The 16,148-nt window shown below is 37.7% G+C and carries 15 protein-coding genes, 2 tRNA genes and 1 riboswitch; of the genes, 1 reads left to right on the top strand and 16 read right to left on the bottom strand.

Translation table 11 applies throughout. The annotated features are described in order from the left end of the window. Positions 1 to 143 precede the first annotated feature (143 nt). The 14 genes from OR571_RS14585 to OR571_RS14650 form a co-directional block, all read right to left on the bottom strand. A complete protein-coding gene (locus tag OR571_RS14585; protein WP_282243798.1) occupies positions 144 to 1,610 on the bottom strand; it encodes an alanine/glycine:cation symporter family protein in 1,467 nt (488 codons plus the stop codon). A 51-nt stretch (positions 1,611 to 1,661) separates the two neighbouring features. Next, a complete protein-coding gene (locus OR571_RS14590) occupies positions 1,662 to 3,260 on the bottom strand; it encodes an amidohydrolase (protein WP_282243801.1) in 1,599 nt (532 codons plus the stop codon). A gap of 274 nt (positions 3,261 to 3,534) precedes the next feature. Then, a tRNA-Arg gene (locus tag OR571_RS14595) sits at positions 3,535 to 3,608 on the bottom strand. Between the two features lie 230 nt (positions 3,609 to 3,838). Continuing rightward, a tRNA-Arg gene (locus tag OR571_RS14600) sits at positions 3,839 to 3,912 on the bottom strand. 171 nt (positions 3,913 to 4,083) lie between these two features. After that, complete coding sequence (locus OR571_RS14605) at positions 4,084 to 4,578, bottom strand: metallophosphoesterase family protein (protein WP_282243802.1); 495 nt, start codon at positions 4,576 to 4,578, stop codon at positions 4,084 to 4,086. Between the two features lie 9 nt (positions 4,579 to 4,587). Next, positions 4,588 to 5,190 (bottom strand): XTP/dITP diphosphatase, encoded by a 603-nt coding sequence (locus tag OR571_RS14610; RefSeq protein WP_282243803.1) that lies wholly within the window; start codon positions 5,188 to 5,190, stop codon positions 4,588 to 4,590. Further along, positions 5,187 to 5,945, bottom strand: a complete 759-nt coding sequence (gene rph, locus OR571_RS14615) for a ribonuclease PH (RefSeq protein ID WP_282244186.1) — start codon at positions 5,943 to 5,945, stop codon at positions 5,187 to 5,189. The genes OR571_RS14610 and rph overlap by 4 nt, the downstream gene beginning before the upstream one ends. A gap of 75 nt (positions 5,946 to 6,020) precedes the next feature. Next, positions 6,021 to 6,818, bottom strand: a complete 798-nt coding sequence (gene racE, locus OR571_RS14620) for a glutamate racemase (RefSeq protein WP_282243805.1) — start codon at positions 6,816 to 6,818, stop codon at positions 6,021 to 6,023. Positions 6,819 to 6,827: 9 nt separating this feature from the next. Beyond that, positions 6,828 to 7,286: a MarR family winged helix-turn-helix transcriptional regulator gene (locus tag OR571_RS14625; RefSeq protein ID WP_282243806.1), complete on the bottom strand. Its 459-nt coding sequence runs from the start codon at positions 7,284 to 7,286 to the stop codon at positions 6,828 to 6,830. A gap of 77 nt (positions 7,287 to 7,363) precedes the next feature. Next, on the bottom strand, positions 7,364 to 7,588 hold the full coding sequence (locus OR571_RS14630) for a helix-turn-helix domain-containing protein (protein WP_093266715.1): 225 nt from the start codon (positions 7,586 to 7,588) through the stop codon (positions 7,364 to 7,366). Between the two features lie 65 nt (positions 7,589 to 7,653). Then, positions 7,654 to 8,103, bottom strand: coding sequence for an acyl-CoA thioesterase (locus tag OR571_RS14635; protein ID WP_282243807.1), 450 nt, complete (start codon positions 8,101 to 8,103; stop codon positions 7,654 to 7,656). Positions 8,104 to 8,399: 296 nt separating this feature from the next. After that, positions 8,400 to 9,176: a succinate dehydrogenase iron-sulfur subunit gene (sdhB, locus tag OR571_RS14640; RefSeq protein WP_282243808.1), complete on the bottom strand. Its 777-nt coding sequence runs from the start codon at positions 9,174 to 9,176 to the stop codon at positions 8,400 to 8,402. Positions 9,177 to 9,178: 2 nt separating this feature from the next. Continuing rightward, on the bottom strand, positions 9,179 to 10,936 hold the full coding sequence (gene sdhA, locus OR571_RS14645; protein ID WP_282243809.1) for a succinate dehydrogenase flavoprotein subunit: 1,758 nt from the start codon (positions 10,934 to 10,936) through the stop codon (positions 9,179 to 9,181). A gap of 48 nt (positions 10,937 to 10,984) precedes the next feature. Further along, positions 10,985 to 11,596 (bottom strand): succinate dehydrogenase cytochrome b558 subunit, encoded by a 612-nt coding sequence (locus OR571_RS14650; RefSeq protein WP_282243810.1) that lies wholly within the window; start codon positions 11,594 to 11,596, stop codon positions 10,985 to 10,987. A 288-nt stretch (positions 11,597 to 11,884) separates the two neighbouring features. Here OR571_RS14650 and OR571_RS14655 point away from each other — a divergent pair, with 288 nt between their 5' ends. Further along, positions 11,885 to 12,298 carry a YslB family protein gene (locus tag OR571_RS14655; RefSeq protein ID WP_282243812.1) on the top strand — a complete coding sequence of 138 codons (414 nt, stop codon included), beginning with the start codon at positions 11,885 to 11,887 and terminating at the stop codon, positions 12,296 to 12,298. 518 nt (positions 12,299 to 12,816) lie between these two features. Here OR571_RS14655 and OR571_RS14660 read toward each other — a convergent pair. Together OR571_RS14660 and uvrC are read right to left on the bottom strand one after the other, a co-directional pair. Continuing rightward, positions 12,817 to 14,037, bottom strand: coding sequence for an aspartate kinase (locus OR571_RS14660; protein WP_282243813.1), 1,221 nt, complete (start codon positions 14,035 to 14,037; stop codon positions 12,817 to 12,819). A gap of 92 nt (positions 14,038 to 14,129) precedes the next feature. After that, positions 14,130 to 14,309, bottom strand: a riboswitch (Lysine riboswitch). Between the two features lie 57 nt (positions 14,310 to 14,366). After that, positions 14,367 to 16,142, bottom strand: coding sequence for an excinuclease ABC subunit UvrC (gene uvrC / locus OR571_RS14665; protein WP_282243814.1), 1,776 nt, complete (start codon positions 16,140 to 16,142; stop codon positions 14,367 to 14,369). Positions 16,143 to 16,148 lie beyond the last annotated feature (6 nt).

The raw sequence follows: 16,148 nt of genomic DNA on the forward strand, positions 1-16,148 counted from the left end.
TGATTTTTGGACTGAGTTTTAGTGGCATAAATCTTATGAAAATATAAAAGATCTCATTCAAACTTCTTCCAAGTTTAAACGAGATCCTACAGACTTTTATCATTGTATCGGAACTTACTCTTTCTAACTAATAAATGAAGCCTCTAATTATCTTTACGATTCTTCCCTTTTTCTTCATAAAATACACTAAAATTCGGATCAATGGTGCCTATATTTAAATACCTTGCTTTATAGTCTCGAAGTAATTCAAAGAACTTTTTACTCAGTATTAAAATCACGACTAAGTTAATGAATGTGGGAATGGCTGTTGTAATATCCGCAAAATACCAAACTGCTTTTCCAGGAAGATTATACATAACTGCATAAACTACCATTAACAAGCCAGGGATCGGATATAGCCACTTGAATAAAGCAAGTATTTTATATTTTAACGTAATTTTCTTTTCATTTTTAAACAAATGCCTTAGCAAAATCTCATAGTACGTATACCATCCAGTAGAAGTTGTAAGACCAAATAGGAAGATGGAGACCGTTATAATGTAGCGCCCGATTTCCCCAATACCTATTTCAAATGCAGATAATGTTAATGCTGCCCCGTCTAAGCCGGATGACCAAACGCCAGTGATAATAATTGTAAAAGCGGTAATTGAGCAGACGATTATTGTATCAACAAAAACTTCGACAGCTCCCCACATTCCTTGTTTAATAGGATGAGTCGTTTTTGCAGTAGAATGAATCATTGGAGAAGTTCCCCAGCCAGCCTCATTGCTATACACTGCCCGTGCTACCCCCATACGAATTACTTGGGCAATAACTGCTCCAGTGAAACCTCCAACAGCTGCCATCCCAGAAAATGCACTATCAAAAATTAAAGAGAATACTGGAATAATTTCAGAGTAATTTTTGAGAATAATAAATAATCCTGCTAAAACATAAAACATACACATAAAAGGAACTAATCTACTTGCTATTTCTCCGATCCGTTTAATCCCACCATAGATAATGATATATATGAGTGTTAAATAAATAAATGATGCGGGTATCATTCCAATATCAAATGTGGAACTTAATGCCTCGGAAATTGTATAGTTTTGTAGTGTGATGAAAAACGTCGTAAAAATTCCGAATCCAAAAAGAATTGCAGGCACTTTCCAATACTTAAAATTCTTTTCCTCACCGAGCCCTTTTTCCATATAGTAGGTAGGCCCGCCATATGGATTTCCTTGTTCATCTGTATTTCGATAGTAAACGGACAATGTTACTTCTACGGTTTTAGTAATCATACCTAGAAACGCTGTAAGCCACATCCAAAATACAGCACCAGGGCCACCAATTGCAATGGCAGTTGCTACACCGCCGATATTTCCAACACCAACACTGCCTCCAATTGCTGTACTCACTGCCTGAAATGGTGTTAAAATTCCTTTTGAATCCTCTGATTTGTCTCTTTTGGAAAACACTTTTCCAAAAGTCTGTTTAAAAATGTGTGGTAAATAACCGAACTGAAATAGCTTGCTACCTATTGTGAAATATAAACCGACGAATAAAACAGTGAAAATAAGTGGTAATCCCCATAACCAGCCGACAATCGTTTCAAGTATGGCATCCACTTTCCTCTTCCTCCTTTATTTATTATTGTCACCGCTTTCATTAATCTCTTCTCATCCTCTTCGGTACTTCAATTCTCCACCAATTACCGTCATCTCTGCGTTCGTATTCAAAAGTTCATCTGCATCCTCCATTATAAAAGGATTTCGGGACAATACCGTCATATCACACAGCTTCCCTATTTCAAGAGTACCTTTTTCTTTCTCCTCGTTTGTTGCGTATGCACCTCCTAACGTAAATAGTTGAATAGCTTCGTACATCGATAATCTCTCATGTTCATTGTATCCGTTATGTGTTTCTCCTTTTTTTCTACGAGTAACAGCTGCATGAATACCAAGGAGAGGGTTTAATGGCTCGATTGGCGCATCTGAACCACCTGCACACCATACACCAGCCTGCAAAAGTTTTTTAAATGGATAAGAGTAATTAGCTCTCTCTTCTCCTAATCTCTCCGTAATCCAAGGGTAATCACTAGAGACAAACTTGGGTTGCACATCTGCAATGCGATGAGGGGTTTTCAATCTGCCGATTAGCTCCTCATTCAAAACGGATACATGTATAAGACGATCGCGTATTTTTGCTGGTTGGAATTGGTCTAGGTTGTCTAAAACATTTATTAATGCTTGATCACCAATGGTATGAACTGCAACTGGCATATCATTTTTTCTAATATCTTTGAAAATATGGTAGAGCTCCTCGTTTTCGTACATTGCATTTCCTGAATTATTAGTAGCGTCCTCATACGGACGTGAAAGTAGTGCAGTCCTTCCTCCTAAAGCACCATCTGCAAAAAGTTTTATAGCCCCAATCATTACTTTATTATTTCCGTATCCCGCATACATACCTAATGCAATCAGTTCTTCTAAATAATCGTAGTCGATCAAAAGGTTACTTCTAGGACCAATACCTTCTTTATTCACGAGTTCATCAAAAAGCTTGTATGTTTGAAACGCACCACCTAAATAATTCGGATCATTGGTATGAATTCCCGTCAATCCTAGAGATACTGCATCATGCAATGCAGTTTTTAAAGCATGTTTTAACTGGCTAAAGCTTTTTTTAGGTATATGGCTTGTTATGATTGTTGAAGCAGTTTCAAGTAACAGTCCAGTTGGTCTTTTAGTAGAAGGATCTAATACAACTGTGCCGCCATAAGGAATTGTTATTTCGGAATGATAGCCACTCAGCGTAAAGGCTCTACTATTGACTAAGGATGCATGTCCACATATTCTAGGTAAATAAAGCGGGGAAAATGGGGCTACATGATCCAATTCTTGTATAGTAGGTATTTGTTTATCCGGGAAAATATTTTCATCCCACCCGCGACCTAATATCCACTCACCTGGTTGCAATGAAATTGCCTTCTCTTTAATTGCTTTCAAAAGGGCATCTTTTGACTTTACACCAGTAAGATCTAACTCTTGCGAATTTATGCCAACACTAGAAATGTGTAGATGACTATCTATCAAACCCGGAATTACCGTTTTTCCTTCCAAATCGATAATGTTTGTCTCATTTCTTCCCCATTGGAGATTCATATTCTCATTCGTGCCCATGTCTACAATTCTTCCATCCTGTGCAACAATGGACTGCACTACAGGTTCATCAGAATTCATCGTATAAATATTGCCGTTAGTATAAATTGTCTTCATATTAAGGTAGGTCCCCTTTCCTTTTCTTTAAATAGTAGAATGACTATGTTTCATTTTCTGTAAAATGGATATTAGATTTCCGTATCTATATTATAAAGGAAATTTTAGCTATCTCACAATATATTTTGAATCTTCTAAACTTTTTGTTTTAAAAGAATATGAGGAATCAAATAGGAATAGAACCAAATGAGTTGGGTAGCGAGGCTACGAACATTTTCCAAAATAAAAAAAGCAGTAAATGTTGAATTACAACATTTACTGCTTTTTTCTTTTACGTCCCAGGAGAGATTCGAACTCCCGACCGACGCCTTAGAAGGGCGTTGCTCTATCCAGCTGAGCTACTGAGACTTATGTATTGCGAAAGTAATTAATCGAATAACCAAAATTACCTTCTTTTTTATTATAAAGGAAATTTATCAAAATTCAACCTTTAAATGAATTTTTTTATACCAAACTTACTATTTCTATATTAGGTAATCAAAATACCTGCGTCACTAATGTTTAAACCCTAAATGACTGAGGTTTTCCTTTATCTAAAAATCCCTTCTAATATAAATATTAGAAGGGATTTTCTAATACGTCCCAGGAGAGATTCGAACTCCCGACCGACGCCTTAGAAGGGCGTTGCTCTATCCAGCTGAGCTACTGAGACAAGTACTCCCCCACCACACAGATAGGAAAGACAAGATTTATTATATAATTATATTTGAACAAAGTCAACGTTTTCTAAAAAATTTATATAATTTTTTTATTTAAACTTAAGTCAATTTCGTTCAAGGGTTTTTGCGTCATCTTCTTAGGGGTATCCCTATGTTCAATAAAATCAAAAACTGATACTTTCTAGAACCTCATGCTCCGTAGAGTAAAAGTTTACAAGCCATGTATCTTCGACTTTTTCTACAATTGCATAACTTTTCTCTTTACGTCCACGAGGCATATGTAAGCTCCCTGGATTAATATATAAATGGCCGTTTTGTAACTCTGCTCCAAGCAAATGAGAATGTCCGAAGCAGACAACAGTGGCTTGCACTTCTTCACCACGATATTTAAGCGGCATGAGCGTTGTTTTTACTTGATGCTTATGACCATGAACAACTAATATTCTTTCGTTCCCAAGTTCAATTATTACTTCCTCCGGAAACTCCTCATCGAAATCACAATTTCCTCGTACAATATGAATTGGCTTACTTTCAAAATAAGAAGCAGGTAATTCACTATCTCCGCAATGAATTACAGCGTCCACTTCTTTCCAATGTTCTATTACTTGTTCCATTGTTGCTGTGTCACGATGCGTGTCACTCATCACTAATATTTTCATCGGTATATCTTACGCTTTCCCGACTAACTCATCTAAATTCGCTGCAAGTAATTGGAGCGCATTACCCCGGTGAGAAATAGCCCCTTTTTCTTCCGCTGTCAGTTCAGCCATCATCTTGTTTTCAGAAGGAACAAAAAAGATTGGATCGTAACCAAATCCATTCGTGCCTTTTCTTTCTGAAGCAATAACTCCTTCACAAGTTCCCCTTACAGTAAATGGTTCACTTGTTGGAGACACTACCGCAATGGCACAAACGAATCTTGCTGTTCTTTCTGATTCTTTGACGTCTCTCAGCTCTTCTAGTACTTTATCGATATTTGCCTCATCGCTCTTCTCTTCACCCGCATATCTGGCAGAATAGATGCCTGGGCGTCCGTCTAGGGCATCGATTTCAAGTCCACTGTCATCTGCTATAACCATTGTTTGTAAACGGTTAGAAAGGGCGGTAGCTTTTAGTAATGCGTTTTCTTCAAAAGTGGTTCCCGTTTCTTCTACATCCATGTCATCTGCCACATCATGGAGCGTTAGTACCTCGTATCCAAGTGGACCAAAGAGTGCTTCAAAATCTTTTGCTTTTCCTTTATTTTTCGTTGCAATAATTATTTTTTTCATGCTGTTTCCGTACCTCCCTCTCCAATTTTAGTTGCTAATTCTCCTAGAGCTGCTTGTTGGATGTCCATTAATCGTTTAATACCGATTTCTCCTAAATCCAGCATTTCCATTAATTGTTTCCGAGAAAATGTTGCTTCTTCTCCAGTACCTTGCAGTTCCACATATTCACCACTACTCGTTTGAACGATATTCATATCAACGGAAGCAGTAGAGTCTTCTTCGTAATTTAAATCTAGTACACCACCAACGTTTTCCAAAACCCCAACACTTGTTGCAGCTAAATATTCACGAACAGGAAAATAGGCTAGCTGCTTTTGTTCATTTAGTTTTCCTAGCGCAATCGTTAGTGCAACAAATGCACCTGTAATACTTGCAGTTCTTGTACCGCCATCTGCTTGAATGACGTCACAATCGATCCAAATTGTCTTTTCCCCAATTACTTCTAGATCGACAACCGAGCGGAGTGCTCGTCCAATTAGACGTTGGATTTCCATCGTACGGCCCGTCACTTTTCCTTTAGATGATTCTCTTTGGTTACGGGATTCTGTGGCGCGTGGCAGCATGGAATACTCTGCAGTAATCCATCCTTTCCCTTGTCCCCTTAAAAACGGTGGCACACGGTCTTCAATCGTCGCATTACAAATGACTTTTGTTCGTCCAACCGTTATTAATACAGAGCCTTCCGGATGAATTAAATAATCAGTTTCTATTTTTACATCTCTTAGTTCATTTACTTTTCTTCCATCAGTTCTAATCATAAATTTCTCCTTTAGTCCATTCCTTTACGCAAAAGAAGACCCCGTTATTTAAGTCGTCTCAAGCTAACAGGGTCATTTGAATGAAATTGTTCGTACATCTGCATTTTGTAACTCTAACCATTTTTCCACTATTGTTTTAAAAATCGGGACCGATCCCGTTGTATAAAAAACAGGTGTTTTTTTCTCCTCAATTGGATGATGCATATGATGATAATCTAAATACTCATTAACATCCTGGGCAGTTTCTTCGGCAGAGGAAAGTACTTTTACATGCGGGCCAACTGCCTCTTCAATGTGCTTTTGTAGTAACGGATAATGCGTACACCCGAGAATAACTGTATCGAATTGTTCCTTTTTTAACGGCAATAATGTCTCCATTACCATATTCCTTGCAAACTCGCCTTCATATTCATTACTTTCAACGAGTGGAACAAAGGTAGGGCAAGCAAGTGGAATAACTTTGCTAGAAGTATTTAAAGCTGCTATTGCTTCTTCATACGCTCCACTTTTAATCGTACCGCTTGTACCTAGCACTACGATTTCATTTTTCTTTGTTGCTTTGATCGCTGCCCTTGCTCCTGGAAAAATAACACCTATAACAGGAAAAGGCATTTTTTTACTCAATGAATTAAGTGCTACAGCCGTTGCCGTATTACAGGCAATAACGAGCATTTTTATATTCATTTTAGCAAGCGCAGTAGCGAGTTGCCATGTAAACTTGCGCACCTCTTCACTTGACCTTGGTCCATATGGACATCTTGCTGTATCTCCTATATAAATAATTTCCTCATTAGGTAGATGTCGCATAATTTCTTTTGCAACTGTTAAACCACCTACTCCAGAGTCTATAACACCAATTGGGGCTTTCACGTTAATTCCTCAGTTCTTTTTCATCTCTTGATGCAATTTTTCTAGTAAAATCGATAAATTTGCTACTTCTTTTTCGTTAAACTGACCAAGGATATCTTTTAAGTATTGCTGTCTTTTATCAATAACCTCTTCAATAATACGTTCACCTTCCGCAAGTAAATGTATACGCACTACACGGCGATCTTGTTCATCTCTCACTCGTTGAACTAGTTCACTTCTTTCCATACGATCGATTAAATCAGTCGTAGTACTAAAAGCTAGATACATTTTAGTGGAAAGATCACCGATAGTCATGTCTCCAAGCTCTAGCAGCCACTGAAGGGCAACAAACTGCGGTGGTGTGATTGTATATGCATTTAAAATTTGACGGCCTCTTTGTTTAATGATTCCTGATATATGTCGAAGCTCTTTTTCTAAAAAAGCAACATCTTCTTGATTATGTTCCGTATTTATTCTATCATCTGCCATATAATCCTTCACTCCTCAAAACAATTCTACATATTTATTATTGTGACGTGTTCTGAGGAAAATGGCAAGGATTCAGGTTAGTTCAACGATAGTTCGCCTAGTCTTAATAGTTCCACAATTGCTTGTGACCTTCCCGATACTCCTAATTTTTGTATCGTGTTAGAAATGTGATTTCTGACCGTCTTTTCACTAATTGATAACTGAATTGAAATTTCTTTTGTAGAATTATCTTCTACAAGTAACTGAAAAATTTGACGTTCTCTGTTCGTCAAGATTGATCGATGCTGATTGTTATCGTACAATGCCTTAGCCCCCTATCCACTCTCCTTCTAACGTATGTAGCACCGGGATAGTAGGTGACGGCTAGTTAGCACTGTTTTTGAAAAACTTCTCGTTCTTTTTCATTCCACTTGGAAGCTTTACCTGTTTTTTTGTCAATTTGAACGACAGAACCCCTGCCAGTAAAGACAATCTCACCTTTTTCATTTTTCGCCATGTAATGTATATCTACAGAAGAAGAACCTAGCGTATTTGCATTTACATATATCCGAAGTTTTTCGTCGAAGAATACTTGTTTGACATAATCACATTGTAAATCCGCAACAACTGGGATTTTTTCTCCCTTGGGATTCAACCAGTCGCTCATGAGATGGATATGTTTGAAATATTCAATTCGTGCATATTCAAAATAAGCAAACGTTACTGTATTATTCAAATGTCCATACATATCCGTTTCTGAAAAACGTACACTTACTTCCACAAAAAAAGAAAATTCCTGTTCCCAACTCGCAACATCTTCTATGTAATTAGCTCGCATAAAAACATTCCCCCATAAATGAATTTTTATTCATTTATTGTAACAGAGAAAGAAAAAATCTGCATAGAACATTTCATTCTACGCAGATTTTTCATGATGATTCAAGAGAAAGTGTTAACTTTCCTACTTAGTTATTGTCCAGCTGCAGCGCCTTACCCCTCGGGGTCAAATGTGAAAAAGCTGCTCCTGCGCAAAGCTCGTCGCAAACAAAATCGCTTGTGGTGGCTGAAGAGCTGCCTCCTCGCTTTTCCTCATTTGCCTGTCGGGGCAGACATAGACGCTTCCGCATTTCTATATTAGTCAACCATATGATCGCTTCCGAAGAAGTTTTTAAACATTTGAACTGTTGTATCACGGTTCAATGCAGCAATAGAAGTAGTTAAAGGAATACCTTTTGGACAAGCAACAACACAGTTTTGTGCGTTACCGCAGTTTGCAAGGCCTCCATCTCCCATAATAGCATTTAAGCGTTCATCTTTGTTCATCGAACCAGTTGGATGTGCATTAAATAAACGTACTTGTGATAGTGGAGCTGGTCCCATGAAAGATGCACCACTATTTACGTTTGGACAAGCTTCCAAACAAACACCACAAGTCATACATTTAGATAATTCATATGCCCATTGACGTTTACGTTCTGGCATACGTGGTCCTTCACCAAGATCATAAGATCCATCGATAGGAACCCAAGCTTTAACTTTTTTCAATGAATCAAACATACGAGTTCTGTCTACTTGAAGGTCACGAACTACAGGGAATGTTTTCATTGGCGCCAGTTTAATCGGTTGAACCAATTGATCGATTAATGCAGAACAAGATTGACGTGGTTTTCCATTGATAACCATCGAACAAGCTCCACACACTTCTTCTAAACAACTCATATCCCACGCTACTGGAGTAGTTGCTTTTCCATCGGCATTCACAGGATTTCGACGAATTTCCATTAGGGCTGAAATAACGTTCATATTAGGTCGATAATTCACTTCGAATTTTTCCCAATATGGTGTTGATTCCGGAGTATCTTGACGATAAACTTCAATTTGAACTTTTTTAGTTTCAGTTGCTGTTACCATGATTAATTTTCTCCCTTCGTAGAATAATCACGTTTACGAGGTGCAACAAGCGATACGTCAATTTCTTCATAATGAATAACTGGAGCTCCAGTTGCTGGATCAAATTTTGCCATAGTTGTTTTCATGAACTCTTCATCATTACGCTCAGGAAATTCAGGTTTGTAATGAGCTCCACGGCTTTCATTACGTTGAAGAGCACCTAGTGTAATTACACGAGCTAACACAAGCATATTTTTCAACTGGCGAGTAAAGGATGCACCTTGGTTAGACCATTGTTGTGTATCATCCATGTTAATATTTTCATATCGTTCAAGCAATTCTTGGATTTTTTTGTCTGTTTCTTCTAACTTATCATTGTAACGAACAACCGTTACGTTGTCAGTCATCCACTCACCTAATTCTTTATGAATTAAGTAAGCATTTTCTGTACCTTTCATCGCAAGCGTCTTATCCCATTTTTCTTGCTCAAGTTTCACTTCAGCTTCGAAAATGGAGTCGTCCATATCGATCGCATGAGTTTTTAATTTACTCATGTAATTAACTGCATTTGGTCCAGCAACGCTTCCGCCGAATACAGCTGATAGTAGAGAGTTTGCTCCTAGACGGTTCGCACCATGTTGAGAATAATCACATTCACCAGCAGCAAATAGACCTGGAATATTCGTCATTTGATCTTCATCTACCCAAAGTCCACCCATTGAATAGTGAACAGCAGGGAAAATCTTCATCGGAACTTTACGAGGGTCATCACCAGTGAACTTCTCATAGATTTCGATAATTCCACCTAGTTTAATGTCCAGTTCGTGTGGATCTTTATGTGAAAGATCCAGATAAACCATGTTTTCCCCGTTAATACCAAGTTTTTGGTTAACACATACGTCGAAAATTTCACGTGTTGCAATATCACGTGGCACTAGGTTACCGTATGCAGGATATTTTTCTTCTAGGAAGTACCAAGGTTTTCCGTCTTTGTATGTCCAAATACGTCCACCTTCACCACGTGCAGATTCTGACATTAAGCGTAGTTTATCGTCGCCAGGGATTGCAGTTGGGTGAATTTGAATAAATTCTCCATTTGCATAGTAAGCACCTTGTTGATAAACGATAGAAGCTGCAGAACCAGTATTGATGATAGAGTTAGTCGTTTTTCCGAAAATAATTCCAGGACCACCAGTTGCCATAATAACAGCATCTCCGCGGAATGCACGAATTTCCATTGTTTGAAGGTTTTGTGCTTTAATACCGCGACAAACCCCTTCGCTATCTTTTATAATTCCAAGGAATTCCCATCCTTCGAACTTCGTAACTAGACCATCTACTTCAAAACGACGCACTTGCTCGTCTAAAGCATATAGCAATTGTTGACCAGTCGTTGCACCAGAAAATGCTGTACGGTGCATTAATGTGCCACCGAAACGACGGAAATCTAATAAACCTTCTGGCGTACGGTTGAACATAACACCCATACGGTCAAATAAGCTAATAATTCCAGGAGCAGCATCAGTCATTGCTTTTACTGGTCTCTGGTTTGCTAGGAAGTCTCCACCATATACAGTATCATCTAAGTGTACTGCCGGTGAATCCCCTTCCCCTTTTGTATTTACAGCCCCGTTAATACCGCCTTGTGCACAAACAGAGTGTGAGCGTTTTACAGGAACTAATGAAAATAGATCTACGTGCGTGCCATCTTCGGCTGCTTTCATTGTTGCCATTAATCCAGCTAGACCACCGCCGACAACAATAAGTTTACTTTTTGCCATGCTATTCTCACTCCTCGATTTTATGGTAGTTGAATGTATATAAAGTTCTTATACAAATGCTAGAAGAGCTTGTACACCAACTACAGATAACGCTAAGAAGATTACTAATGTTACATATGTAGCAATTCGTTGTGATTGTGGTGATTGTGTAATTCCCCAACTAACTAAGAATGACCAAATACCGTTAGCTAAATGGAATGTTGCAGAAATAACCCCTACAATATAGAAGCCTAACATCCATGGATTTGATAAAATTTCAGCCATCATGTTAAAATTAACTTCTTTCGCACCAATCGCTGCTTGAAACCTTGTCTCAAAAACATGCCATGCGATGAAAACAACAAGAAAAATCCCAGTAATTCTTTGTAAAATAAATAAATAGTTTCGTAGCGTCCCGTATCTCTGTGGATTGTTTTTTGCGGTAAACGCAATATATATACCGTAAAAAGCATGGAACATTAATGGTAAATAAATGACGAAAATCTCCAACATTAATCTAAATGGAAGACTTTCCATAAAATGTGATGCACTGTTAAAAGCATCTTCTCCTCTAGTAGCAAAATGGTTTACTACTAAATGCTGCGCCACAAATAATCCAACTGGAATTATTCCTAATAGAGAATGTAAGCGGCGCCAATAAAATTCGCGATCTTTCGACAAAACAGTTACCCCCCTCAAATTTACATTTGCTCTGCATAAAAACTATTCTAGTAGAGTAGTTTTTATACGTGGTTCACATCATCATGTTACGAATTTATGACATATCTATTGTACTCTCATCATTTTAGAGCGTCAAGGCATCTTTAGACTTTTCAATATTCTTCTCGATTCATTTTTGAATAATAATTCGTTTATTTTTTCACAAACTATTCCATTACCACCAAGAAATTATTTATGATAAAATAGACGAGGACAATGATACTCACTTTTTGAAAGAAGGGTTGCTACTTGAATGATAAGGAACATTCACATGTAACTTCCTTTGGATATGAATTACTAAGAGACCACGTGCTTGCTTCTATTCTCGGAAAACATGAAAAAGATATTTTATATTGGGCTGGAAAAGATCTTGCTCGCAAGTTTCCACTTTACTCGATGGAAGAAGCCATTACATTCTTCCAACAAGCAGGTTGGGGAACATTAGAGTTAGAGAAAACAACAAAAGACTCTGCATTTTATACCTTACATACGTTTAATTTACCTCAAAGTGGAAAAATAAGAAGCCACCGATTAGAAGCAGGCTTTTTAGCCGAGCAACAACAGAAAATTGGCGGTTATTTAACAGAATGCTACGACGAAGAACCAAATAAAAACGGAACTGTTTCCTTTCAAGTAAAATGGGATGTAAAAGTTACTAAATAAGCATTGGATGGTTGGTGCCATCTAGTGCTTTTCTTTTTATCTCTATGTTAACAAGATTTAGCTGGTGGAGTTTTGCTTTCTCGCGGCGAGGGACTAGTCTTCTCGCAAGCGTCTCATGCCAAAATGATGTGGTTACTGAATAAGTAATTCCTAAAAATGGCTAAGAGCAACTAAGCGGAGTTGAAAGCAACCAATTTTTCATATTACAAATTTACTTGAAATGAGACAGTAATGATTATGACGTATTATTCTTACTCACTTTAATAGCGACTATAAGCACCCATAATATAGCAGAAAGAATCCGCTTGATTGGCTTTATCGTGTTGTAGTATGAAGCGTTCACAGTATGTCTTATTTCTCCCTGCCATTTATTAGACATTTCCTTATATATTTACCATAAACCAATTTAGATCAATCTAAGTCAATAGCTACTCTTTGGATCCGAGCGGACACTCCAAGCAAAGCAAACAAGGGCCATAACACTGTCACGACCCTTACACTCCTAGTTGTTTGATCTGTTATTGCTTGATCGCCAAATCGAATTCATCATGCAGAGCATTGGCTGCCTGGATCATAGAATCCTGAGGAACAACAACAGAAACTTTTATCTCGGATGTACTTACCATCTTCACCGGAATATTTTCTTTTCGAAGTCGATCGAACATTTGCGCGGCAACTCCTGGATTGGAGACCATTCCGGAACCAACAATGGAAACTTTCGCTAAGCCTACCTCAAAGTCCGCAAATGTAAAGCCGAGCGTTTTTTTGTGAGTTTCAAGAACCGTAATTGCTTCTGCTAACGACTCTTTTTTGATAGAGAATGAAACAGCAGGTCTTACACCATCTACAATGGATTGTACAATAATATCAACATTAATATGATTTTCTGCAAGAGTCGTAAAAATGGATGCTAGTGAACCATTAAATGGTACATCATACTCAATTGTTAATCGCACTATATCTGATTCAAATGCTACCCCACGTACTACTAAATTATTTTCCACATCTACTTCCTCCTTTAAAATTGTTCCTTCATTTTCTGAAGAGCTTGAACGTACTCTTAATGGTATTTTATAGTTTTTTGCAAATTCGACTGCTCTTGGATGAAGTACTCCAGCACCTAGATTAGCAAGCTCAAGCATTTCATCGTATTCTAATTGTTCTAGCTTTCTAGCATTTGTAACGTATCTTGGGTCCGATGTAAATACCCCTTCTACATCTGTATAAATATCACATACATCCGCTTCAATCGTTACTGCAATGGCAACTGCGGTTGTATCTGACCCACCTCTTCCCAGAGTTGTGATTTCTCCATCATTTGAAACCCCTTGAAAGCCAGCAACAATTACGATCTTATCTTCTTTCAATAAGTCGTTTAATTTAGAGCCATCCATTTTCTCTACTCTTGCATTTTTATGTACATTATCTGTCACGAGGCCTGCTTGCCAACCAGTTAGAGAAACGGCGTCTAGACCTAGTGCATTTAATTGGATCGCTAGTAATGACATGGTCACTTGTTCTCCAGTAGAGAGTAGCATGTCCATTTCGCGTTTAGATGGATTTTCTGTTATTTCATTCGCTAAATTTACCAATTCATCTGTTGCTTTGCCCATTGCTGATACGACTACAACAATATCATGCCCTTTTTCTTTCTCTTTACTGATTCTGTTTGCTACGCTCGCAATTTTTTCTGTAGTTGCTACAGAAGTACCACCGAATTTCATCACAATTTTACTCATGGATATTCTCTCCCTTGTTTATCTGTAAGGATTAAAAAATGCTTTCCACATATTGTGAAAAGCATTGTCTCATACACGGTCAAATAATGTCCATGTGAGATAGCCCTCCAGAATACTGAATTCTGACAATCCTACATTTCTTCAATGCAGAACCAACCTAGAACAGGAAAAGCTATACTAGGTTTCGGCAAATGACCCTTTCCTTTAGCGATTAACGGATCTTTTCATCCTCCCGCTAAGTACTCTTGTCAGTTTGCACCTCTATCTTCACTTCATGATAGTGAATATTAAATTGTATCAACCATAACACAAGAAAATTCAGAAGACAATTACTTTTTCTGAAAATGTTCCACCATTGTCTCTGCTAGCTTGCTAGAAAGCCCTGCTTCTATAAATTCTTCCTTCGTCGCTGCCTGCATTTTCTTGATTGATCCGAAATGCTTTAATAGTACTTTTTTTCGTTTCGGACCTATTCCTTCAATACCATCTAAAGAAGAAGCAATTGTATGTTTTCCTCTTTGTTGGCGATGGAATGTAATAGCAAAGCGGTGTACTTCGTCTTGAATACGCTGTAACAAATAAAACCCTTCACTCGTCCGCTTCATTGGAATTATATCAATAGGATTTCCGTATAGTAGCTGTGAAGTTTGGTGCTTTCCATCTTTTGCAAGCCCAGCAATAGGAATTTCTAAGCCTAACTCATCTTCTAAAATTTCTCGAGCAGCTTCTATTTGCCCTTTTCCTCCATCGATAATAATGAGATCTGGTAAAGGTAGATTTTCTTTCAACACGCGTGTGTATCTTCTGCGAATGACCTCTCGCATCGCTCCGTAATCATCATGTTTGGCAGCAGTTCTCGTCTTATATTTTCGATAGTCCTTTTTATATGCTTTACCATCTACAAAGACAACCATCGCTGAAACAGCGTCGGTTCCATGTATATGAGAATTATCAAATGCTTCAATTCGGTTTGGAGTGGCAATCCCCATTACATTACCTAATTCCTCCACTGCTCCAATCGTGCGCTCTTCTTGTCTTTCAATCAGTTGGAACTTCTCACTTAAAGCAAGTACTGCATTTTTCTTTGCAAGATCTACTAAGTTTTTTTTCAAGCCTTTTTGAGGAGTGAACACTTTCATCTCTAATAATTCAGAAGCTAAATGGACATCTGTATCATGAGGAACGAACACCTCTTTAGGTTTAATATGCTCTGGCTTTGCATAAAACTGACCTAAAAAAGTTAAAAACTCTTCTTCCGGATCACGATATAAAGGAAAAAGCGATACATCTCGTTCGATTAGTTTTCCTTGTCGGATAAAAAATACTTGGACACACATCCAGCCTTTATCGACGGCATAACCAAATATATCACGACTCGTAAAATCGTTGATTGTAATTTTTTGTTTTTCCATAACCATTTCAATATTAGATATTTGGTCTCTATACTCTTTTGCACGTTCGAATTCTAAGTTTTCTGCTGCCTCTGTCATTTTCTCCGTTAATTCTTTTTTTACATCTGTATAACCACCGTTTAAAAAGCTCGTAATTTCATCCGTTAACTTTTTATAAGTGGAATCCTCTATTTCCTTTACACATGGAGCTAGACATTGCCCTAAGTGGTAGTATAAGCAAACACGATCTGGTAATTTTGCACACTTTCTTAATGGGTATATTCGATCCAATAGTTTTTTTGTCTCAAAAGCTGCATGTGCATTTGGATAGGGACCAAAATATTTCCCTTTATCCTTTTTCACTTGTCTTGTAATGATTAATTTTGGATTTTTTTCTGCAGTTATTTTAATGTATGGATACGTTTTATCGTCCTTTAGCATAATATTATATTTTGGATCATGCTTTTTGATGAGATGAAGCTCTAGAATAAGGGCTTCTATCTCTGACGATGTGACGATATATTCAAAATCAACTATTTCTTGTACTAATCTTTGCGTTTTCCCATCATGTGAACCTGTAAAATAGGAACGTACACGATTTTTCAATACTTTTGCTTTGCCGACATAAATGATGGTTCCTTGGCGATCTTTCATCAAATAACACCCAGGATCACCTGGTAATATGGCACATTTTTGTTGTATCAAATCATTCATTTTATC

Origin of the sequence: Psychrobacillus sp. NEAU-3TGS (genome assembly GCF_029955155.1) — a bacterium.
Taxonomy (GTDB): Bacteria; Bacillota; Bacilli; order Bacillales_A; family Planococcaceae; genus Psychrobacillus.